Annotated in this window: 14 protein-coding genes; 8 read left to right on the forward strand and 6 right to left on the reverse strand. The window is 66.8% G+C overall.

Going from position 1 to position 17,889, the window contains the following annotated elements; genetic code table 11:
• Nucleotides 1-151: 151 nt before the first annotated feature.
• The 8 genes from L0D17_RS04690 to L0D17_RS04725 all read left to right on the forward strand — a co-directional run bounded on the left by L0D17_RS04690 (nt 152) and on the right by L0D17_RS04725 (nt 6,691).
• Nucleotides 152-1,480: an MFS transporter gene (locus L0D17_RS04690; RefSeq protein ID WP_243094110.1), complete on the forward strand. Its 1,329-nt coding sequence runs from the start codon at nt 152-154 to the stop codon at nt 1,478-1,480.
• Entirely contained in the window at nt 1,477-2,808 is a 1,332-nt protein-coding gene (locus L0D17_RS04695; protein WP_243094111.1) for an MFS transporter, read from the forward strand. The genes L0D17_RS04690 and L0D17_RS04695 overlap by 4 nt, the downstream gene beginning before the upstream one ends.
• 93 nt (nt 2,809-2,901) lie before the next feature.
• Nucleotides 2,902-3,120, forward strand: a complete 219-nt coding sequence (locus L0D17_RS04700) for a DUF2249 domain-containing protein (protein WP_243094112.1) — start codon at nt 2,902-2,904, stop codon at nt 3,118-3,120.
• A gap of 8 nt (nt 3,121-3,128) precedes the next feature.
• Nucleotides 3,129-3,923 (forward strand): DUF2249 domain-containing protein, encoded by a 795-nt coding sequence (locus tag L0D17_RS04705; RefSeq protein ID WP_243094113.1) that lies wholly within the window; start codon nt 3,129-3,131, stop codon nt 3,921-3,923.
• A complete protein-coding gene (locus L0D17_RS04710) occupies nt 3,923-4,360 on the forward strand; it encodes a hypothetical protein (RefSeq protein ID WP_039456359.1) in 438 nt (145 codons plus the stop codon). Before L0D17_RS04705 ends, L0D17_RS04710 begins: the two co-directional genes overlap by 1 nt.
• Complete coding sequence (locus L0D17_RS04715; protein ID WP_039456361.1) at nt 4,357-5,193, forward strand: protoglobin domain-containing protein; 837 nt, start codon at nt 4,357-4,359, stop codon at nt 5,191-5,193. Before L0D17_RS04710 ends, L0D17_RS04715 begins: the two co-directional genes overlap by 4 nt.
• A gap of 50 nt (nt 5,194-5,243) precedes the next feature.
• Complete coding sequence (locus L0D17_RS04720) at nt 5,244-6,395, forward strand: hypothetical protein (RefSeq protein ID WP_243094114.1); 1,152 nt, start codon at nt 5,244-5,246, stop codon at nt 6,393-6,395.
• Complete coding sequence (locus tag L0D17_RS04725) at nt 6,392-6,691, forward strand: metal-sulfur cluster assembly factor (RefSeq protein WP_039456366.1); 300 nt, start codon at nt 6,392-6,394, stop codon at nt 6,689-6,691. Before L0D17_RS04720 ends, L0D17_RS04725 begins: the two co-directional genes overlap by 4 nt.
• On the opposite strand, the gene L0D17_RS04730 is transcribed toward L0D17_RS04725, so the two are convergent.
• The 6 genes from L0D17_RS04730 to hemE all read right to left on the reverse strand — a co-directional run bounded on the left by L0D17_RS04730 (nt 6,688) and on the right by hemE (nt 17,881).
• On the reverse strand, nt 6,688-9,627 hold the full coding sequence (locus L0D17_RS04730; RefSeq protein ID WP_243094115.1) for an HD domain-containing phosphohydrolase: 2,940 nt from the start codon (nt 9,625-9,627) through the stop codon (nt 6,688-6,690). The two genes, L0D17_RS04725 and L0D17_RS04730, sit on opposite strands and share 4 nt — an antisense overlap.
• Complete coding sequence (locus L0D17_RS04735; protein WP_243094116.1) at nt 9,624-12,206, reverse strand: bifunctional diguanylate cyclase/phosphodiesterase; 2,583 nt, start codon at nt 12,204-12,206, stop codon at nt 9,624-9,626. The genes L0D17_RS04730 and L0D17_RS04735 overlap by 4 nt, the downstream gene beginning before the upstream one ends.
• A gap of 84 nt (nt 12,207-12,290) precedes the next feature.
• Nucleotides 12,291-14,531, reverse strand: a complete 2,241-nt coding sequence (locus L0D17_RS04740; RefSeq protein ID WP_243094117.1) for a diguanylate cyclase — start codon at nt 14,529-14,531, stop codon at nt 12,291-12,293.
• A gap of 7 nt (nt 14,532-14,538) precedes the next feature.
• Complete coding sequence (hemG, locus tag L0D17_RS04745) at nt 14,539-15,918, reverse strand: protoporphyrinogen oxidase (protein ID WP_243094119.1); 1,380 nt, start codon at nt 15,916-15,918, stop codon at nt 14,539-14,541.
• Complete coding sequence (gene hemH, locus L0D17_RS04750; protein WP_039456380.1) at nt 15,906-16,859, reverse strand: ferrochelatase; 954 nt, start codon at nt 16,857-16,859, stop codon at nt 15,906-15,908. The genes hemG and hemH overlap by 13 nt, the downstream gene beginning before the upstream one ends.
• Entirely contained in the window at nt 16,856-17,881 is a 1,026-nt protein-coding gene (gene hemE / locus L0D17_RS04755) for a uroporphyrinogen decarboxylase (protein WP_243094207.1), read from the reverse strand. The genes hemH and hemE overlap by 4 nt, the downstream gene beginning before the upstream one ends.
• Between the last annotated feature and the right edge of the window lie 8 nt (nt 17,882-17,889).

Genomic DNA, 17,889 nt, shown 5'->3' on the forward strand with positions numbered 1-17,889 from the left:
GGTCCACGGGGCACCTCCTCGTGCTAAGGTGTGCCCCCCTATTAAACACGGACCCTTACACATAAATCCTTACACGACCACCGTGCCCTTGGGATACCTGGTGCGGCCTTGGCAGATCGTGATGTGGATTAGGAAGCTGGCGAGGTGAACCATGGTCCATGATCCTGCGCAACTGGAACGGGAAAAGCCGGACCGCCTCCGCGTCCTTTGGCTTTCCACCCTGGCCTTCACCCTGATGTTTGCCGTTTGGCTCATGTTCGGGGTGCTGGGCGTGCCCATCCGCAAGGAGTTTGGGCTCACGGACGTGCAGCTTTCCTGGCTTTCGGCGGTGGCCATCCTGAACGGCTCCTTGTGGCGGCTCCTGGCGGGCATCTTTGCCGACCGCTACGGGGGAAGGCTGGTCTTCACCCTGATGCTCTTCTTCACCGCCATCCCCGCCTACCTGGTGTCCCGCGCCGGAAGCTACGAGGAGCTCCTCCTTTACGCCTTCTTGGTGGGCTTCGCCGGGAACAGCTTCAGCGTGGGGATCGCCTGGAACTCCGCCTGGTTTCCCAAGGAGCAACAGGGCTTCGCCCTGGGGGTCTTCGGGGCGGGGAACGTGGGGGCCAGCGTCACTAAGTTCATCGGCCCCGCCCTCATTGCCAGCATCCCGCCCGCTGGGTACCTGGGGGGGCTCATCCCCGGGGGTTGGCGCTTCATCCCCTTCCTCTACAGCATCCTTCTGGTCCTCATGGGCCTGGTCCTGTGGTTCGGCACCCCCCGACAAGACAAGCGGCCGGGGCAGGGGCGGCCCCTATTGGCGATGCTCAGGCCCCTCAGGTACGTGCGGGTCTGGCGCTTCAGCCTTTACTACGTGGTGGTCTTCGGCGCCTACGTGGCCTTGTCCTCCTGGCTGCCCAAGTACTACGTGGACGTCTTCGGCCTGCCCCTGCACGAAGCCGCGCTCCTCACCGCCCTTTTCATCTTCCCGGCGAGCCTCCTCCGCCCCGTGGGCGGTTATTTCTCTGACCGCCTTGGGGCTCGGCGGGTCATGTACTGGACCTTCGGCATCATCCTCCTGGCCTCGGGAGTGCTCATGATGCCCGAAGGGCACATCGTTCTTTACACCAAGGAGGGGACCAAGGAGGTTATGCGGTTCACCATGAATGTCTGGCTCTTCACCCTTCTGGTCTTCCTCATCGGGGTGGGGATGGGCATCGGCAAGGCGGCGGTGTACAAGCACATCCCCACCTACTTCCCCCAGGACGTGGGCGCGGTGGGGGGGTTAGTGGGGATGCTCGGGGCGTTGGGAGGCTTCTTCCTGCCGCCCCTTTTCGCCTACACCCAGGCTTGGACGGGACTCCCCCAGACGACCTTTTTCGTGCTCTTCCTCCTCACCGCCCTCGCCTTCCTCTGGATGCACCTCACGGTGATCAAGCTTCTCCAGGAAGAGGCCAAGCACCTGCGGCACGAGTTTGAGCTGAAAGGAGACCGGCCATGACCAAGACCCTCAAGGGCACCTGGCTGAAAGAGTGGAACCCAGAAGACCCCAAGCGCTGGGACCCCGCCTTGGCCTGGCGCACCCTTTGGATCACCACCTTCAACCTCACCCTCTCCTTCATCACCTGGTACGTGGTGAGCGCCCTGGTGGTGCGCCTGCCCAAGTCCGGCTTCCCCCTGGACACGACCCAGCTTTTCTGGCTCACCGCCATGCCAGGGCTGGCGGGGGGGACGTTGCGCATCGTTTGGACCTTCCTGCCCCCTATTTTGGGCACCCGGCACCTGGTCACCTTCTCCACCTTGCTCCTCCTGATCCCCCTTTTGGGCTGGGGCTTTGCCGTGCAAAACCCCCACACGCCGTATGGGGTTCTCCTTTTCCTCGCCTTCTTGGCGGGGATTGGCGGGGGGAACTTCTCCGGCTTCATGCCCTCCACCAGCTACTTCTTCCCCAAACGCCTGCAGGGAACGGCCTTGGGCTTGCAGGCGGGAATCGGTAACTTCGGGGTTTCCGTGGTCCAGTTCGTAACCCCTTGGATCATCGGTTTCGGCCTCTTCGGTTCCCTGCTGGGGGGCCCCCAGACCTTTACCCCTAAGCCTGGGGTCAGCCAGCCCATTTGGCTGCAAAACGCCACGTTTATCTGGATCCCCTTTGTTCTGGTGGGAGCCTGGCTCGCCTGGACCTTCTTGCGGAGCGTCCCGGTGCGGGCCAACTTCCGCGAGCAGTTTGACATCTTCCGCGACAAGCACACCTGGATCATGACCAGCCTCTACATCATGACCTTCGGCTCCTTCTCGGGCTTTTCCGCCATCTTCCCCTTGCTCATCCGGGAGGTCTACGGGAAGTTTGATGGCGCCCCCGATCCCCTGCGCTATGCCTTCCTTGGGCCCCTGGTGGGTTCCTTGGCCCGGGTGTTGGCTGGGCCCGTGAGCGACCGCTATGGCGGAGCCGTGGTGACCCAGGTTTCCGCCCTGGGCATCTTCCTATCCGCCCTCTTGGTCACCCTCTTCACCCGGCCGACTTCCTTGGAGCAGTTCCCCCTCTTTGTGCTGGCCATGCTCCTGGTCTTCTTCTTTAGCGGGGTGGGGAACGCCAGCACCTTCAAGCAGATGCCCATGATCTTCCCCCCGAGGCAGGCGGGGGGGGTGATCGGCTGGACGGCGGCCATCGCCGCTTATGGGCCCTTTATCTTCTCCACCCTGGCCGCTTACACCCAGAAGGCCACGGGGGGCTTTACCGCCTTCTTCTACGGCCTCATGGTCTTCTACGCCCTAAACCTCTTCCTAAACTGGTACTACTACGCCCGCAAGGGGGCGGAGAAGCCCTGCTGAGCCAAAGCCTACCCGGTGGGCCCCCGCCAAAGGCGGGGGCCTTGACCTGGGTCATGGCGAAGGAGGAGCCGGTTTCGGGAAACTGGGGGCGCTATGGAGCTGGACGTGCGGAGCATACCCCCAAGGGAGCGGCACCCCCGGATCTTTGGCGTCTTTGACGGCCTGGCACCGGGGGAGAGTTTCGTTTTGGTCAACGACCACGATCCTAAGCCCCTTTACTACCAGTTCCAGGCGGAGTGGCCCGGGGCCTTCGCCTGGGAGTACCTCGAGGCCGGCCCCGAGGTGTGGCGGGTGCGGATCACCCGGCGGTAGGAGGCGGTATGGTCCGGCCGGAGATGAAGGTGGCGGAGGTGCTGAAGCGCTGGCCCGAGCTCCTAGAAGTCTTTTTGGAGGCGAGCCCCGCTTTCCACAAGCTCAAAAACCCCCTTCTGCGCCGGACCATGCCTAACCTCGTCACCGTGGCCCAGGCGGCGAGGATCGGGGGGCTTGCCCCGGAGGAGCTGGTGGCTAGGCTCAACCGCGCCTTGGGGGTAGAGGCCAACCCTTCTATGCCCCTGGCGGAGGAGAGCCTGGTGGGCACCCCGCCCCCCGCCTGGCTTTCCGCCCCCGTGGGCTTCCACCTGGACGTGCGGCCCATCCTGGAAGGGGGAGGCGAACCCTTCCCAAACATCATGGCCGCCGCCAAGGAGGTGAAGCCGGGGAAGCGGCTCGTGCTGGAGGTCCTTTTTGAGCCTGTGCCCCTTTACCGGGTTTTGGCCAAGCAGGGCTTTTTGGCCTGGTGCGAAAAGCTCGGGGAGCGGCACTACCGGGCCCACTTCTACCGGCAAGGGGCGGAGGGGGGAATAGGGGGAGGTAAAGGGGTCGCCTCCCTCACCGAGGCCGACTGGGAAACCTACCAGGCGGAGGTCTTCATTGAGGAGAACCTGGAGCCGCCCCTGCCCATGGTGCGGGTCCTCGAGGCCCTGGCCGCTTTAAAGCCAGGGGAGAAGCTCTTGGTCCACCACGTGCGCCGCCCCGTCCACCTCCTGGCCCGCTTGGAGGAGGAGGGGCATGCCTACGCCCTAAAGGACCTGGGCCCGGGGCGGGTGGAGCTCCTCATCCGCAAGGGGGGGTAATGGGCTTTTGGCACTTCCTCTTCGTGCGGGCCGCCCTCCTTTACCTGGTTTACACCGCCTTGTTGGGCACCCTTTTTTACCTCTTCCCAAGCCTCGTGGGCCCCTTTCGCCCAAGCCACGTGCACGCCGGGCTCGTGGGCTTCTTCTTGCAGATGGTCATGGGCGTGGCCTACTGGATGATGCCCAGGCCCGGGGGGCTAAGGCAGGACCGCCTCGAGGCCCTCACCTTTTTCCTCCTCAACGCTGGGCTTCTCCTGCGCCTTTTCCTGGAGCCCCTTTACCTCATGGGCCACGCCCAAGCCCGGCCTTGGCTTGGCCTTTCCGGCGCCCTCCAGCTTCTTGCCACCCTGGTCTTCGCCCACGCCATGACCAAGCGGGTGGTGACGGCGGATATGCTGAGAAAAATGCGCGAGGAGCGGGAAAGGAGGGGGATATGAGCGCCGTGGAGGTGGAGGCGTTGGTCCTGGACCTGCCCCCCTTGCCCGAGGAGGTCTTCCAGGACCTCCTCGCCTTCGGGGGGCTTACCGAGGAGGCCAAGCGGGCCATGCGCCTGGATGCGGAAAAGCTTCTGGAGGGCGCCGCTTCCTTTGTGGCCCTGGTGTACGACCACCTGAGCCGTCACCCGGGCACCGCCAAGGCTTTGGGCTGGGAAGGGCGGGTGCCGGAGGAAGAGCTTTACCTGAGGCGGGCTTTCTTCGCCGCCTGGCTCGCCCGCACCCTGGGGGTGGACACCTCGGCGGAGTTCGCCCGGGAGGTGTACCGGGCGGGGCTCTGGCACGGGGGCCTGGGGCCCAAGGGGGCCCACATTCCCCCGGAGTACGTGGGGCTTTCCTTCGCCCAGGTGGGGCGGTACGTGGCGGAAAGGGTGCGGGACGTGCGCCCTTGGCTCGCATACCTTTCGGCCCAGGAAGAGGTGATGCGCAAGGGGTTTGACGCCGCCTTGGCGCTTCGGGAAGGGGGGGTTTCCGTCCGCTTCCAGGCCTTGGGCCTGGCCCAGCCCGCCTTGCCCAAGCCCCTTTCCCTGCGGGCTCTAAGCGTGGAGGAAGCCTTGCGCAAGGTGTATGCCGCCCTTCCTGCCCTAAGGGACGTTTCCCTGGAGCCCCTCTTCGCCGAGGAGGCGGTGGGCCTATGGTTGGAGCCCAAGACGCTTTGGCGCCTCCGTCCCCGCTTTGCCGTCCTCCTAAACGGCCGGGATGTCCGCTACCTCCAGGGCCTGGCCACCCCCTTGGCCGAGGGAGACACCCTCACCCTCCTGCCCCCCGGGCGCTAGCCATGACTTGGGTTATGGCCAAGCCCCCCTGGGCCCCTCAGGATTAGGGCATGGTGGCGACCGTCCACACCCGGGTCATCCCCTTGGCCGTTCCCGCCGGGTTCATCCTTCTGGGGGAAGCCTTTCTCCTTTGGGGGGCTTGGCTTTGGGTCCTCCACCCGGAGGCCTTCCTCGTGCCCCGGCACCCTTTGGGCCTGGCGGGGGCCCACCTGTACCTCCTGGGCTTTGGGGTGGGGGTGCTCCTTGGGGCCATGCACCAGCTCTTGCCGGTGGTGCTGGAAGCGCCCCTCTACCGCCCGGCCCTCGGCTACCCGGTGATGGCCCTTTGGGCCTTGGGGGTGGTCCTCTTGGCCCTGGGCTTTGCCCGGCTGCCGGTCCTTGTCCCCTTGGGCGGGGGGCTAGCCCTTCTCGCCATCCTCCTTTTCGCCTACCACGCTTACCGGACCTTCCGCCTTGCCCCGCGCTGGAACCGGGTGGCCACCGCTTTGGCCTGGGTGGTCTTCTACCTGCTCCTCACCCCCCTCTTGGGCCTGGTCCAGGCCCTTTCCCTCCGCTATGGCTTCTACGACCCCGAGCGCTTGGCGTGGCACCTCCTTGCCGGGCTGGGCGGGGTTTTCCTCCTTTCCATCCTGGGGGTGGGGTACAAGCTGGTTTCCATGTTCACCCTCACCCACGGGGTGGACGAGGGGGTCTTGGGGCTTTTGCTTTGGGCCGCCAACCTCGGGCTTTGGGGGTTGGCCCTGGGGGAGAGGCTGGGGTACGGCCTCCTTCTCCTGGCCTACGGCCTTGCCCTCTACGACACCTATCGGATCCTCAAGCACCGCATGAAGCGCGCCCTGGACATCGGGGTGCGGCACTACCTGGCGGGGCTTGGCTTTTTGGGCCTGGCCCTTCTGGCCCTCCCCTTTAAACCGGTGTGGGCCGCCCTCTGGTTCGCCCTGGGTTTTGTGGGCCTGGCGGTGAGCGGGATGCTTTACAAAATCCTTCCCTTTTTGGTCTGGACCCACCGCTACGCCCCTAGGGCGGGGAAGGAGCGGGTGCCCCTCCTCAAGGAGATGCTCCCGGAGGGGCTCGGGTACCTGGCAGGGGGGCTTTGGGCGGTGGGGGCGCTTCTTTTCCCCGTCCTGCCCCAAGCGGCCTGGGGGGTGGCCGTGGGAGCGGCGGTGCACGCCTACGCTCTTTGGGAGGTGATGCGGCGGTGAGCCTGGAAACGCAAGCCTGGAACCTGCTCAAGACGGTGTACGACCCGGAGCTGGGCCTGGACGTGGTCAACCTGGGCCTCGTTTACGAGCTCAGGGTGGAGCCTCCCGAGGCCTTTGTGCGCATGACCCTCACCACCCCCGGCTGCCCCCTGCACGACAGCCTGGGGGAGGCGGTGCGGCGGGCCTTGTCCGCCCTTCCGGGGGTGGAGGAGGTGCGGGTGGAGCTCACCTTTGACCCGCCCTGGACCCCGGCGAGGCTTTCCCCGGAGGCAAGGCGGCTTTTGGGCTGGGACTAGGGGGTGGTCTCGAGGCCCTCCCCCGCCATCATCCGAAGGAAAGCCGCCACCACCTCGGGGTCAAACTGCTTGCCCGCTTGCTCCTTTAGGTAGGCCAGGGCCCTTTCCCGGGGCCAGGCCTTGCGGTAGGGGCGGTCGGAGGTGAGGGCGTCGTATACGTCCACCACGGCGAAGATGCGGGCGGAAAGGGGGATTTCCAGCCCCTTTAGCCCCCGGGGGTACCCCGAGCCGTCCCAGCGCTCGTGGTGGCAGTAGGGGATTTCCAGGGCCTTCTTCAGGAAGGGGATGCCGGAAAGCCACTCGTGGGCGTAGACCGGGTGCAGCCGCATCACCCCCCACTCCTCCTCCGTCAAGGGGCCCGGCTTTAGCAGGATGGCGTCGGGGATGGCGATCTTGCCCACGTCGTGCAGGATGGCCCCGCGCCTTATGTGGTCCAGGTCCTCCTCGGGCACGCCCAGGGCCCGGGCCAGTCGCAGGGTGAGCTCCGTGACCCGCTCCGTGTGCCCGGCGGTTTCCTGGTCGCGGAGCTCCACCGCCTTGGCCCAGCCCAAGAGGGTGAGCTCGTAGGCGGCTTCCAGCTCCCTTTGGCTTTTCTGAAGCTCCCGCAGCGTCTGTATGCTGTCCAGGGCCAAGGCGCTTTGCCCCACCAAGGCTTCTAAGAACTCCTCCTCGTCTGGAGAGAGGTTCCAGGGTCTGCGGGTAAAGACGGCGAGGACGCCGAGGAGCTTGCCCCGGGCCAGGAGCGGGTAGGCCCTTTCTGAGACCAGGGCCTCCTGCCGCGTGAACGCTGGGTGGCTTCCGGGTTCCTTTTCCAGGTCGTCCACCGCCACTTTTTCGCCCAAAAGGGCGGCCCGTCCCACGTGGCCCTGGCCCAGCCGGAGGCTTCGGGGAGCGAAGGCCTTGGGGTTACGGAAGCCTCGGCTTGCGCTGAAAACAAGGGCCTTCTCCTCGGGCTTATAAAGGAAGAATGCGGCGGCGTCCACGGGAAGGAGGAAGATCTTGTCCAGAAGGACCTCGAGGCTCGGAGCAAGGTCCAAGGAAGCCAGGATGGCTTGGTCTATGGCCCGCAGGGCCTCCAGCTGTTCCACTCGCTGGGCAAGCTTCCGCCTTAGGTTAGCCCGGCGCACGGCGTTGCCCATGGCCTCGGCGATGAGCTGGGCCCGTTCCACCTCCGCCGGGGTGGGGGTGCGGGGGTGGGGCCAGGCCAAGGTCAGGGCCCCGATGGGCTCCGTGCCGGCCAGGATGGGGACCACCACCCCGCTAAAGCCCTCGGGCACCAAGGGCTTGGCCCCTGGGCGCACCCGGGGATCGTTCTTGAGGTCGGGGCTCACCACCACCTCCCCTTGGAAAGCCCGGGCCACCATGCCCTCCTCGGCCAAGGTGGGGGGCGTGGGGATATGCTTGAGCCAGCCCCGGCTCGCCGCCTCCTCCAGCCGCCCCGTATCCCGGTCGTAGAGAAGGATGCTCCCCACGGGGGCCTCCAGGGCGCCCAAGGCGGCGTCCAGGGCGTGTTCCATCATTTCCTTTAGGTCCTCGCTTCGCCGCAGGGCGAGGCTCACCCGGGCAAAGGCTTCCAGGGCCAGTTCCTTCTCCTTGGCCTCGGTGATGTCCAGCCCCACCCCCAGGATGGCGGGCTTGCCCATCACCTCCACCCGGGCGGCGGAGTAGTCCAGCCAGCGCACCTCGCCCCCTTTGGCCAGGATGCGGCAAGCGTAGCGCGCGGGAGGGTTTTCCCCCCTTAGGCGGGCCAGGCCCCGGTTTCGCACCGTTTCCCGGTCGGCGGGGTGGACGAACTCCCAGATGGGTCGGGAGGCGAGCTCCTCCGGGGTATACCCGGTGGTTTCTGTGACCATGGGGTTGGCGAAGACCAGGCGAGCGCTTTCCGGGTCCTCGAGGCTTTCCAGTTGCCAAAGGAGGATGAGGGCGGGGGCGGTTTCCGCTAGGGTGCGGAAGCGGGTTTCTTGCTCCACCTCCTGGCTCACGTCGTAGGTGTAGCCGGTGAGGAGGCGGGTCTCGGGGTCAAAGACCAGGGTGTCCCGCAGCCAGACCCAGGTCTTCCTTTTCCCGTGGAGAAAGCGGTAGGTGTAGACCTGAACCTTGCCGGGTTCGGCTACCGGGCGCCGGACGGTTTCCTCTAGCCCTGCCCGGTCCTCGGGATGGACTTTTTGGAAGTAGAAGGCGGGGTCTTGCAGGAGGCTTTCTGCCAGATAGCCGAAGAGGGTTTCCGACTGGGGGCTAGCGTAGAAGAGGGGAGCGTAGGCGGGGTCCTGGCCTTCCGTCACCCGGGCCTGGTAGACCACGCCCGGGAGGGCTTCTAGAACGCCTTTAAATCGGCTCCGCTCCTCTTCTATTTCCGTCTCGTCCATGACGTTCAGGACGATGCCTTGGACAGTAGGATCCCGCAGGAGGTTCTTCCCCCAGACCCGCACCACCCGCGCCCTTCCCCAGCCGTCCAGGATGCGCAGGCGGTACTCCCGTACCTCCCCGGGGTGGCGGAGGAGGTCTTCCAGGGCCGCCTCGGCGTAGGGGCGGTCCTCGGGGTGGACGAAGTCCAGGACGCGGAGGTTCTGGCGGGTATGGCCCAGGGGGTCGTAGTTTAGGACCTGGCCCACGTTGGGGGAGACGTAGCGGATATAGCCTTCTCGGTCCAGGAGGTAGATGAGCTCGCGGCTGTTTTCTAGAAGGGTTCGGAAGCGCTCTTCCGATGTTTTCCAAGATTGGAGGTTCCTTTGCCACTTACGCTCAAAGGCCTGGGTCAAAAAGAGGATGAGCCCGCCAGAAAGGAGGACAAAGACCAATCCCTTGACGCTTTGCCAGAGGGTGAGCGCCTGGGGTGAGGGGGCGAGGTTAAGGAGAAGCCGGTCGCTTCCCAAAATCCAGGCCAAGGAAAGGAGGAGGTAAGCAAAGGCGATTTTCCAAGGATCAGGGAGCCTCACCTTTCCTCAGAGTATAGGGGAGAAGGCCTTCCGAGAAGGTAGCCCTGGCCCAGGCGGAAGCCTAGGGCTTTCAGGTAGGCCAGGGTGGCCTCGTCCTCAATGCCCTCGGCGATGGCCTCGAGGCCCAGGGCCTGGGCCAGGGCCAAGACGGCCCCCACCACCCGGGCGGCGGGGCTTTGGGGGTCTGGGGGGCTGCCCAGGGCTTGGGTGAAGGCCTGGCCCAGCTTGAGCCCATCCACGGGCAGGGTGGAAAGGCGCTCTAGGCTGGAGTGGCCGCTGCCGAAGTCGTCCAAAAAGACCTTGACCCCAAGGGCACGAAGCACCTTTAGGCTTTGCGTGGCGTCCCGGCCTCGCTCGTCGGGGATGAGGGTGGACTCCGTCACCTCCAGGACCAGGGCGGGCGGGGGAAGGCCCGTGTCCTCGAGGACCTGGGCCACCTGGGCGGGATAAGACGGATCTAGAAGCTCCTGCGGGCTCACGTTCACGTGCACGGGCAGGCCGTGCCTCGCCTGCTCCTCGCAGGCCCGCCTGAGCACGAAGCGGCCCAAGGCCCCCATGAGGCGGTGGCGCTCGGCGAGGGGGATGAATTCGCCCGGCGGGGCGAGGCGCCAGCGCAGGAGGGCTTCCATGGCCACGGGCTTGCCGGCCTCCAGGTCCACGATGGGCTGGTAGGCGAGGTTAAGCCCTTCTTCCCGCTCCAGGTCCTGCCTCAGGGCTTCCACAAGCTCCATCTCCCGCCTCAGGGCCTCTTGCAGGTGGGCTTCAAAAAAGGCTAGGCGGTCTTTTCCCTCCCCCTTGGCCCGGTAGAGGGCCAGGTCCGCCCGTTGCAAGAGCTCCCCCGGGGAAAGCCCGGGTGCGCCCAGGACCAGGCCGATGGAGGTGGTGAGGTGGTAGACCCGTTCCCGCAAGGGGATGGGGAGGCGCACCACCTCAAGAAGCCTCTCCGCCACGGCCACCGCCTCCTCCGGGCTCTTGAGGTGGGTGAGGAGGACCAAGAACTCGTCCCCTCCCTGCCGGGCCACCAGGTCGCGGGGGCGCAAGCTGGCCCGCAAGCGGGCGGCCACCACCCGAAGCGCCTCGTCTCCGGCGGCGTGGCCGTCCAGGTCGTTCACCAGCTTGAGCCCGTCCATGTCCAGGTAGAGGAGGGCTAGGCCCTCGGGGTCTTCCTGGAGGGCCTGGGCCAGCTTTTCCAGGAAGAAGAGGCGGTTGGGAAGGCCCGTGAGGGGGTCGTGGTAGGCCAGGTGGTGGAGCCGCCCCTCCAGCTCCATCCGCCTTAGAAGGAGGCCCAGCTGGCTGGCAAAGGCCTGGGCCAGCTCCCGGTCTAAAGGGGTAAAAGCGTCTTCCCGCTCAAAGTTGTCCAGGTACAAAAAGGCCTTCCGCTCCCCCGCCAAGAAGACGGGCACGGAGAGGATGGCCTTGATCTCCCCAACGCGGCCCGCTTCCTCCATCACCCGCCGCCTTTCGGGGTCCAAGCGGGCGTTGAAGCGGGCGAGTTCCCGCCAGGTGAAGACCTGGGCGGTCTGGTGCCCGGTGAGGGAAAGGGGCTCTTCCGGCCGCAGGCAGACCTGACGCAGGGCTCTAAGGTCGTAGCCCCTGGCCGCCACGAAGTGGTAGCACCCGTCCTCCATGAGCACGGTGACGCTTCCCGCTTGGGCGCTCGGGATGGTGTCCAAGGCGGCGTCCAGGATGAGGCCGAAAATGGAGTCGGAAAGCCCTTCGGCCATGAGGGTTTCGTAGATGCGGAGGAGGTTTTTGCGGAAGGCGTTCCAGCGCTGTTCCCGGGCCTCCGCCTCCTCCCGTTCCGTCACGTCCACGCCCAGGGCCAGGACCTCGAGGGCCACGCCCCCCGGCCCCGGCACCGCCACCAGGGTCCAGGCCACGGCCCGCTTTCCCCGCGCGAAGTGGGTCTTGGGGGAGCCGGGTTCGGCCAAGGCGTTCCCTAGCGGGAGCGAAACCCCTTGGGGAAAGGCCTGCCTTAGGGCTTGGTTGGCGTGGAGAAGCCTGCCTTCCGGGGAGAGCCGGGCCAGGTAAAAGGGGGAGGCCTCCACCAAAAAGCCGAGCCAGCGGGTCCGCTCCCACAGCTCCAAGGTCTGCGCCAGGGCCTCGGCGAGGAGGCGGAGAAGGGCCTCCTCCTCCTGGGTGAACTGCCTCTCCCGAAGGCAGTCGTCCACGCCCAAAAAGCCCCAAAGCCTCCCCTCCACGAAGATGGGCACCACCAGGAGGCTTTGGATCTCTTGGGCCAGGAGAAGGGGCTGCTCTTCTTGGGGAAAGGCGGCCACGGGCCCGCCCACGCTCTGGTTGGCCAAAAAGCGCCTCAACCAGCGCCCGTACCCCGCCTCCTCCATGGGCAGGTCCTGGAGGGCGGGGTTTTGGATCTGCGGGCTCACCCCCTCCCCGGCCCACTCGGCGAGCTGGCTCGTGTACCAGGTGCCTTGGCGCTCCTCCAAGCGGAAGAGGTAGGCCCGGTGCGCCTTGAGCGCCTGGGCCACGCCCTCCAGGGCTTGGGGAAGCCCCGTTAATCCCTGGCGTAACAGGGGCAATAGCGCCTGGGGCAGGTGGGTGCCCGGTGGAGAGCCCATGGCTAGACCGGGAGCATTTTACCCCAACCCCCCCAGGAGACCACCCGGTTCCAAAGAAGAGGACCCAGAGGTCTTAGGAGCGCTTCAGGCCACCACCGCCAGGCCCTTGGCCTTGGCTTGGTACATGCGGGTATCGGCGGCGGAGAGGAGTTCATCCGGGGTGGCGCCGTCCTCGGGGAAGGTGGCCACCCCGATGTTCACCCCCAGGCAGATCTCGCCGAAACAGAGCTTTTCTATGGCCTTGGCGTAGCGGTAGGCGGCGGCGATGGCGCCCTGCTTGGGGGTGTGGGGGAAGAGGACGGCGAACTCGTCCCCGCCCCAGCGGAATATGCGATCCCCGTTGCGCCTTTCCCGTTCTAGGGCCTCCGCCACCTTGATGAGGGCCAGGTCGCCCACGGCGTGGCCTAGGCGGTCGTTCACGGGTTTAAAGCCCTTAAGGTCCAGGATGGCCAAGGAGAGGGGGTAGCCATAGCGCTCCGCCCGTTTAAGCTCCTCCAGGAGGTGGCGGTCAAAGGCCCGGCGGTTTAGGAGGCCCGTGAGGGGGTCGGTGAGGGCGGCCTCCTCCAAGAGGCGCCGGGTTTTGGCTTCGTGGAGCAAGGTGGCCAGGGGAGCGGCGAAGTAGTGGGCCGCATGGAGGGAGTCCTCCCCGAAGGCCTTGGGGTCGTGCAAGTTGTCCAAGTTGAGGTAGGCGAGAACCTCGCCTTTGTAGGGAACGGGGAGGCAGAGGTTGGCCTGGATCTCCTTGGCCCGGCCGGCGGTGTCTATGACCTCCGGGGGAGCGGTCTGGTGGCTGATCTCGGGGATGGCCCTTTCCTCCACGCTCATGATCCGGGGCTCGCCCCGACGGGCCTCCCCTTCCCCCCGGCCGTACCAGAGGAGCATGCCCTGCGGCGTGAAGCGCACCGTCTTTAGGCCCTCCAGGTCGTAGCCCACCGCCGCCTTGAACAGGTATTCCCCGCCTTCCAGCACAAGAAGGCTTCCCGCTTCCGAGCCCGGCACCTGGCGGATGGCCTCTTCCAGCACTTCTTGATAAAGCTCTTCCAGGGGCTTCTCCAGTAGATTTAGGAAAAGCCGGTTCACCCCTTCGTGCCGCGCCTTCTCCGTGAGGCGCTCAAGCCCAAGCCCCAAGGCGCGGCAGGCGGATAGGAGCATCTCCTCTTCCGCCCGGCGCCAAAGCCGTTCTTCCCTTTGGCCCAGCACCAGGACCCGCCTCGCCCGGGGGCTTCCCGGGGTGGGAATGGGAAGGGCGGCGAAGGTGCGCCAGTTCAGGGCCTTCAAGGCGGGGACCACCCGGGCTTCCTCGGCGTAGCGGGCGGTGAAGACGGGGCTTCCCGTCTCGTAGACCTGCCAGGCGAGGCCCAGCCCGTAGGGTAGGCCCTCCCGGATCACCTGGAGGAGGGCGGGTTCCGTGACCCCCTGGTGGGCCAAGGCCTCCATCCGGCTTCCCCGGGCTTCCCAAAGGGTGCCGGCTTCCAGGTGGAGCACTTCTAGGAAGAGGGCGAGGGCTTTGCTCCCCGCCTCCTCCAAGGTGGCGGCGCTTTGCATCCTCTGGGCGAGCTCGGCGAGGAGCCTCCGCTCCTCCAGGTCCGCCAGGCGGGAAAGCTCTAGGCTCACCGCCTGGGCGAAGCGGATGAGGCCCTCCACCTCCTCCGGGAAGAAGGGACGGCTTTTCTCCAGGTTGAGGACCGCCACCACCTCGCCCCGCTCCAGGAGGGGAAGGGCGAGCTCGGCCAGGGCCTGGTGCCCCGGGGCGGGGATGTAGCCAGGCTCCCGGCGCACGTCGGGCACGTGGATAGGCCTGCCTTCGCGGAAGGCCCGCCCCACCACCCCGGTGGGGGGGATGGTTTCCAAGGCCAAGGGGGGCACGCTGGCCAAGAGGCGGAAGCCTTCCTGAGCCGGGAGCCAGACCCCGGCGTGCCCGCCTTCCCCGAAGGCGGCGAGCCGCTCGGGCAGGCCGCGCAAAAGGGTTTCCCGGTCCTCGGCCTGGGGGAGGGCCTCGAGGGCCTCGGCCAAAAGCTTCTGTGCCCGGGCCAGGTGCTTGGCCCGGCGGTGGGCTAGCCGGAGGCTTTGGCCCACCTGGTGGGCCAGGAGGGCGGAAAGGAGGAGAAGCGCAACCGCCACCCCGTCAAACCCGGGGAAAAGGAGAAGGAGGAGGGTGGAAACGAGCGCCGCCACCAGGCCCACGCCAAGCCCCCGGGCGCTGGCCAGGGTGGCGGTGGAGATCATGAACCAAGGGAGGATGTAAGGGGCGCTATATCCCAAAAGCCCCGCTAAAAGCCCGAGGAGGAGGGCTCCCAGGGCGATGGCAGGGTAGGGGAGGAGCATGTTGGCGTTATCCTAACCGGGAGGTTTCCTTTTCGCCAGGGGGGGTTAGGGAGAGGTGGGCGAGGGCCCGCTCCGCCGCCTTCTTGCCCGAGCGCACCACCTCGGGAAGCCCCACGCCCAAGAGGTAGTTCCCCGCCAGGAAAAGCCCCGGGGCTTTGAGGAGGGCGAGGTCCAGGCGGGCGAGGCGGTCCAGGTGCCCCACCTTGTAGGCGGGCATGCCCTCGGGGAAGCGGAAGACGAAGGTGCGCTCCGGGCGCACCTCCTGGCCCAGGTACCGGCGAAGCTCCGCCAGGGCGAGCCGGGCGAGCTCTCCTTCGCCCATCCGGGCCACCTCCCCGGAAAAGTAGGCCCGCACCAGGCTAAAGCCCTCGGGGGCCCTTCCCGGCCACTTCAGGTGCGTCCAGGTGAAGCCGCGCGCTTGGTAGTTCTCCCCTTTGGCGATGAGGAGGCCGTGCCCCTTCACGGGGAGCGCCTCCTTGAAGGCCAGGCTCACCGTGGCCGCTGGGGTGTGGGGGATGCCCTTTAAAAGGGCCGTGGCCTCGGGGAGGAAGGGCCTGAGGAGGGAGGCGGCCACGGGGGCGGGGGTGGCGAGGATCAGGGCCTCCGCCTCTAAGGCGCCCCGTGGGGTGTGCAGACGGTAGCGGCCCCCCAAAGGCTCCAAGGCCAGGACCGGGGTGGCGAGGAGGGTGTGCTCCGCCACCCGTTCCGCCATCTTCCGGGTGAGGGCGGAAAGCCCCCCTCGGAAGGAAAAGAAGAGGCTTCCCCCTTCCCGGCTTCCCCGCCCCCTTCGCGCCCGCATGGCCCCGAGGAGGAGGCTTCGGTGCTTCCGCTCAAGTTCCAAAAGGGCGGGAAAGGCGGCCCGCATGGAAAGCTCCTCGGGCTCACCCCCGTAGATCCCCCCGGCCAGAGGGGCCACCAAGGCCTGGAAGACCTCGAGGCCAAGCCGCCTTTCCACGAACTCCTTCAGGCTTTCGTCCTCCTTGTCCCCCCGGGGGAGGAAGAGGTCGTAAAGGGCCCGGAGCTTGCCGGAAAGGGAAAGGAGGGGGGTCTTGGCCAGGGCCTTTAGGTCCCCCGGCACCACCTGCAAAAGCCCTTCGGGGAGGGGGTGGGCTTTCCCTTTCCGCAGGATGTAGGCGGAGGGCTTGGCGGGAAGGGTGCTGATGGGCTCCAGACCCAAGGCCTGGGCCAAATCCAGGACCTCCTTCTTGTAGCGCACGCTGGCGTCCGGGCCGCCCTCCACTAGGAAGCCTTCCCCTTGGTGGGTGAAGACCTTGCCCCCCAGGCGGGGCGTGGCCTCCAGGAGGAGGAAGTCCACCCCCGCTTCCTTGAGGGCAAGGGCGGCGGCGAGCCCCGCCCACCCTCCGCCCACGATGGCTATCTGAGCCACGCCGCCTCCACCAGGTCCTTAAGGACCTGGATGTAGTCCAGGTCGGCGTTGAGGCTCCGGGCCCTTAGGAGCCTGAGCCCCACCGCCTCCGCGGTGGCCTGGGCCTCGAGGTCCAGGTCGTAGAAGACCTCCAGGTGGTCTGCGGGGAAGCCCACCGCCTGCACCACCACCTCGGCGAAGCCCTCTTCCCTAAGTTGCCGCAAGAGCTCGTTGATGTCGGGCCCAAGCCAGGGCTCTGCGGTGCGCCCCGCCGACTGGTAGGCCACCTGGAAGCGGGGGAGGGAAAGCCGCTTGGCGATGAGCTCCGCCGTTTTCTCCACCTGGCGCGGGTAGGGGTCCCCCCGCTCCACCGCCGCCAGGGGGATGGAGTGGGCGGTGAAGACGTAGGCCGCCCCCTTGGGGTCTTTTAGCCGCCAGATGGCCTCTTCCAGCCGCCTGGCGTAGGCGGCGATGAGGCCGGGGTGGGCCTCATAGCTTTCCACCCAGGTGAAGTCTATGGGCTCGGGAAGGGCCTTGAGGGCGGCCTCCACCTTCTCCCTGTACTCCGCCACGCTCCTTAGGGAGTAGTGGGGGGCGGCCACGATGGCCACCGCCCGCCGCACCCCGTCCTCGTGCATGGCCGCCACCGCCTCGCCGATGGTGGGGTGCCAGTGCTTGGTGCCCACGTAGACCCGGGCCGGCCCCTGGGGGATGCGGGGACCGAAGGGGCCCAGGAGGCGCTTGGGGTAGGCGGGGGCCTCGAGGTTCAAAAGGGCCTGGAGCCGCAGGGCCTGGACCAGGGTGATCTCGTTCAGGGGGCTTTTGCCGATCTGCTCGTAGCGCTCACTAAGCTCCTTGAGGAGCTCTTCGGAGGGCTTCTTGCCCCGGCGGATGTCGGTGTAGTAGGGTTCAATCTCCTCGGGGGCATAAGGGGTGCCGTAGGCCATCAGGAGTACGTTCACGCCGCCACCTCCTTCAGGAGTTCTACCACGTAGCGCACGTTCTCCTCTGGGGTCTTGGGCAGGATGCCGTGGCCCAGGTTGAAGATGTGCCCGGGCCGCCCCCCGTTTTCCGCCAGGATGCGCAGGACCTCCCGCTGGAGGACCTCCTTCGGGGCGAAGAGGAGGACGGGGTCCAGATTGCCCTGCACCGGCACCCGCCCCAGGACCTCCCGGGCCCAGGGGAGGGGGGTGTGGTGGTCCAGGCCCAGGACCTCGCCCCCGGCCTCCCGCATGTCCTTTAGAAGCCCCATGGTCCCCACCCCGAAGTGGATCACCGGCACCCCTAAAGGCCTTAGGGCTTGGAAGAGCCGCGTCATGTGGGGCTTCACGTAGCGGCGGTAGTCGGCGGGGGAGAGCGCCCCCACCCAGGAGTCAAAGACCTGGAGGAGGTCCGCCCCCGCTTCTTTTTGCGCCTTTAGGTAGCGGGCCATGGCCTCGGTGAGCCTTTCCATGAGGCGGTGCCAAAGCGCCTCTTCCCGGTACATGAAGGCTTTCACCTGCAGGAAGTGGCGGCTTGGCCCCCCCTCCACGAGGTAGCTCGCCAGGGTGAAGGGAGCCCCGGCGAAGCCGATGAGGGGCACCTTAAGGACCCGCTTCAGGATGCGGATGGTTTGGAGGACGAAGGGCACCGCCTCCTCGGGCTCCAAGGGAAGAAGGGCTTCCACCCCCTTCTCGTCCCGGATGGGGCGGTGGATCACCGGGCCTTTGCCCTCCACCAGTTCCAGGTCCACCCCCATGCCGTAAAGCGGGGTGGTGATGTCGGCGAAGAGGATGGCGGCGTCCACCCCGAGCTCCTCCACCGGGCTTAGGGTCACCTGGGCGGCGAGCTCGGGTTGGCGCACGATTTCCGGCAGGGTATAGCGCTCCCTTAGTGTGCGGTAGGACTTCTGGTAGCGGCCCGCCTGGCGCATGAACCAGACGGGGGGCCTGGGGGTGGCCTCCCCCCGGGCCGCTTTGAGGATGAGGTCGTTCACGCCCCCCATGCTAGCAT

The organism is Thermus thalpophilus (genome assembly GCF_022760915.1).
Taxonomy (GTDB): Bacteria; Deinococcota; Deinococci; order Deinococcales; family Thermaceae; genus Thermus; species Thermus thalpophilus.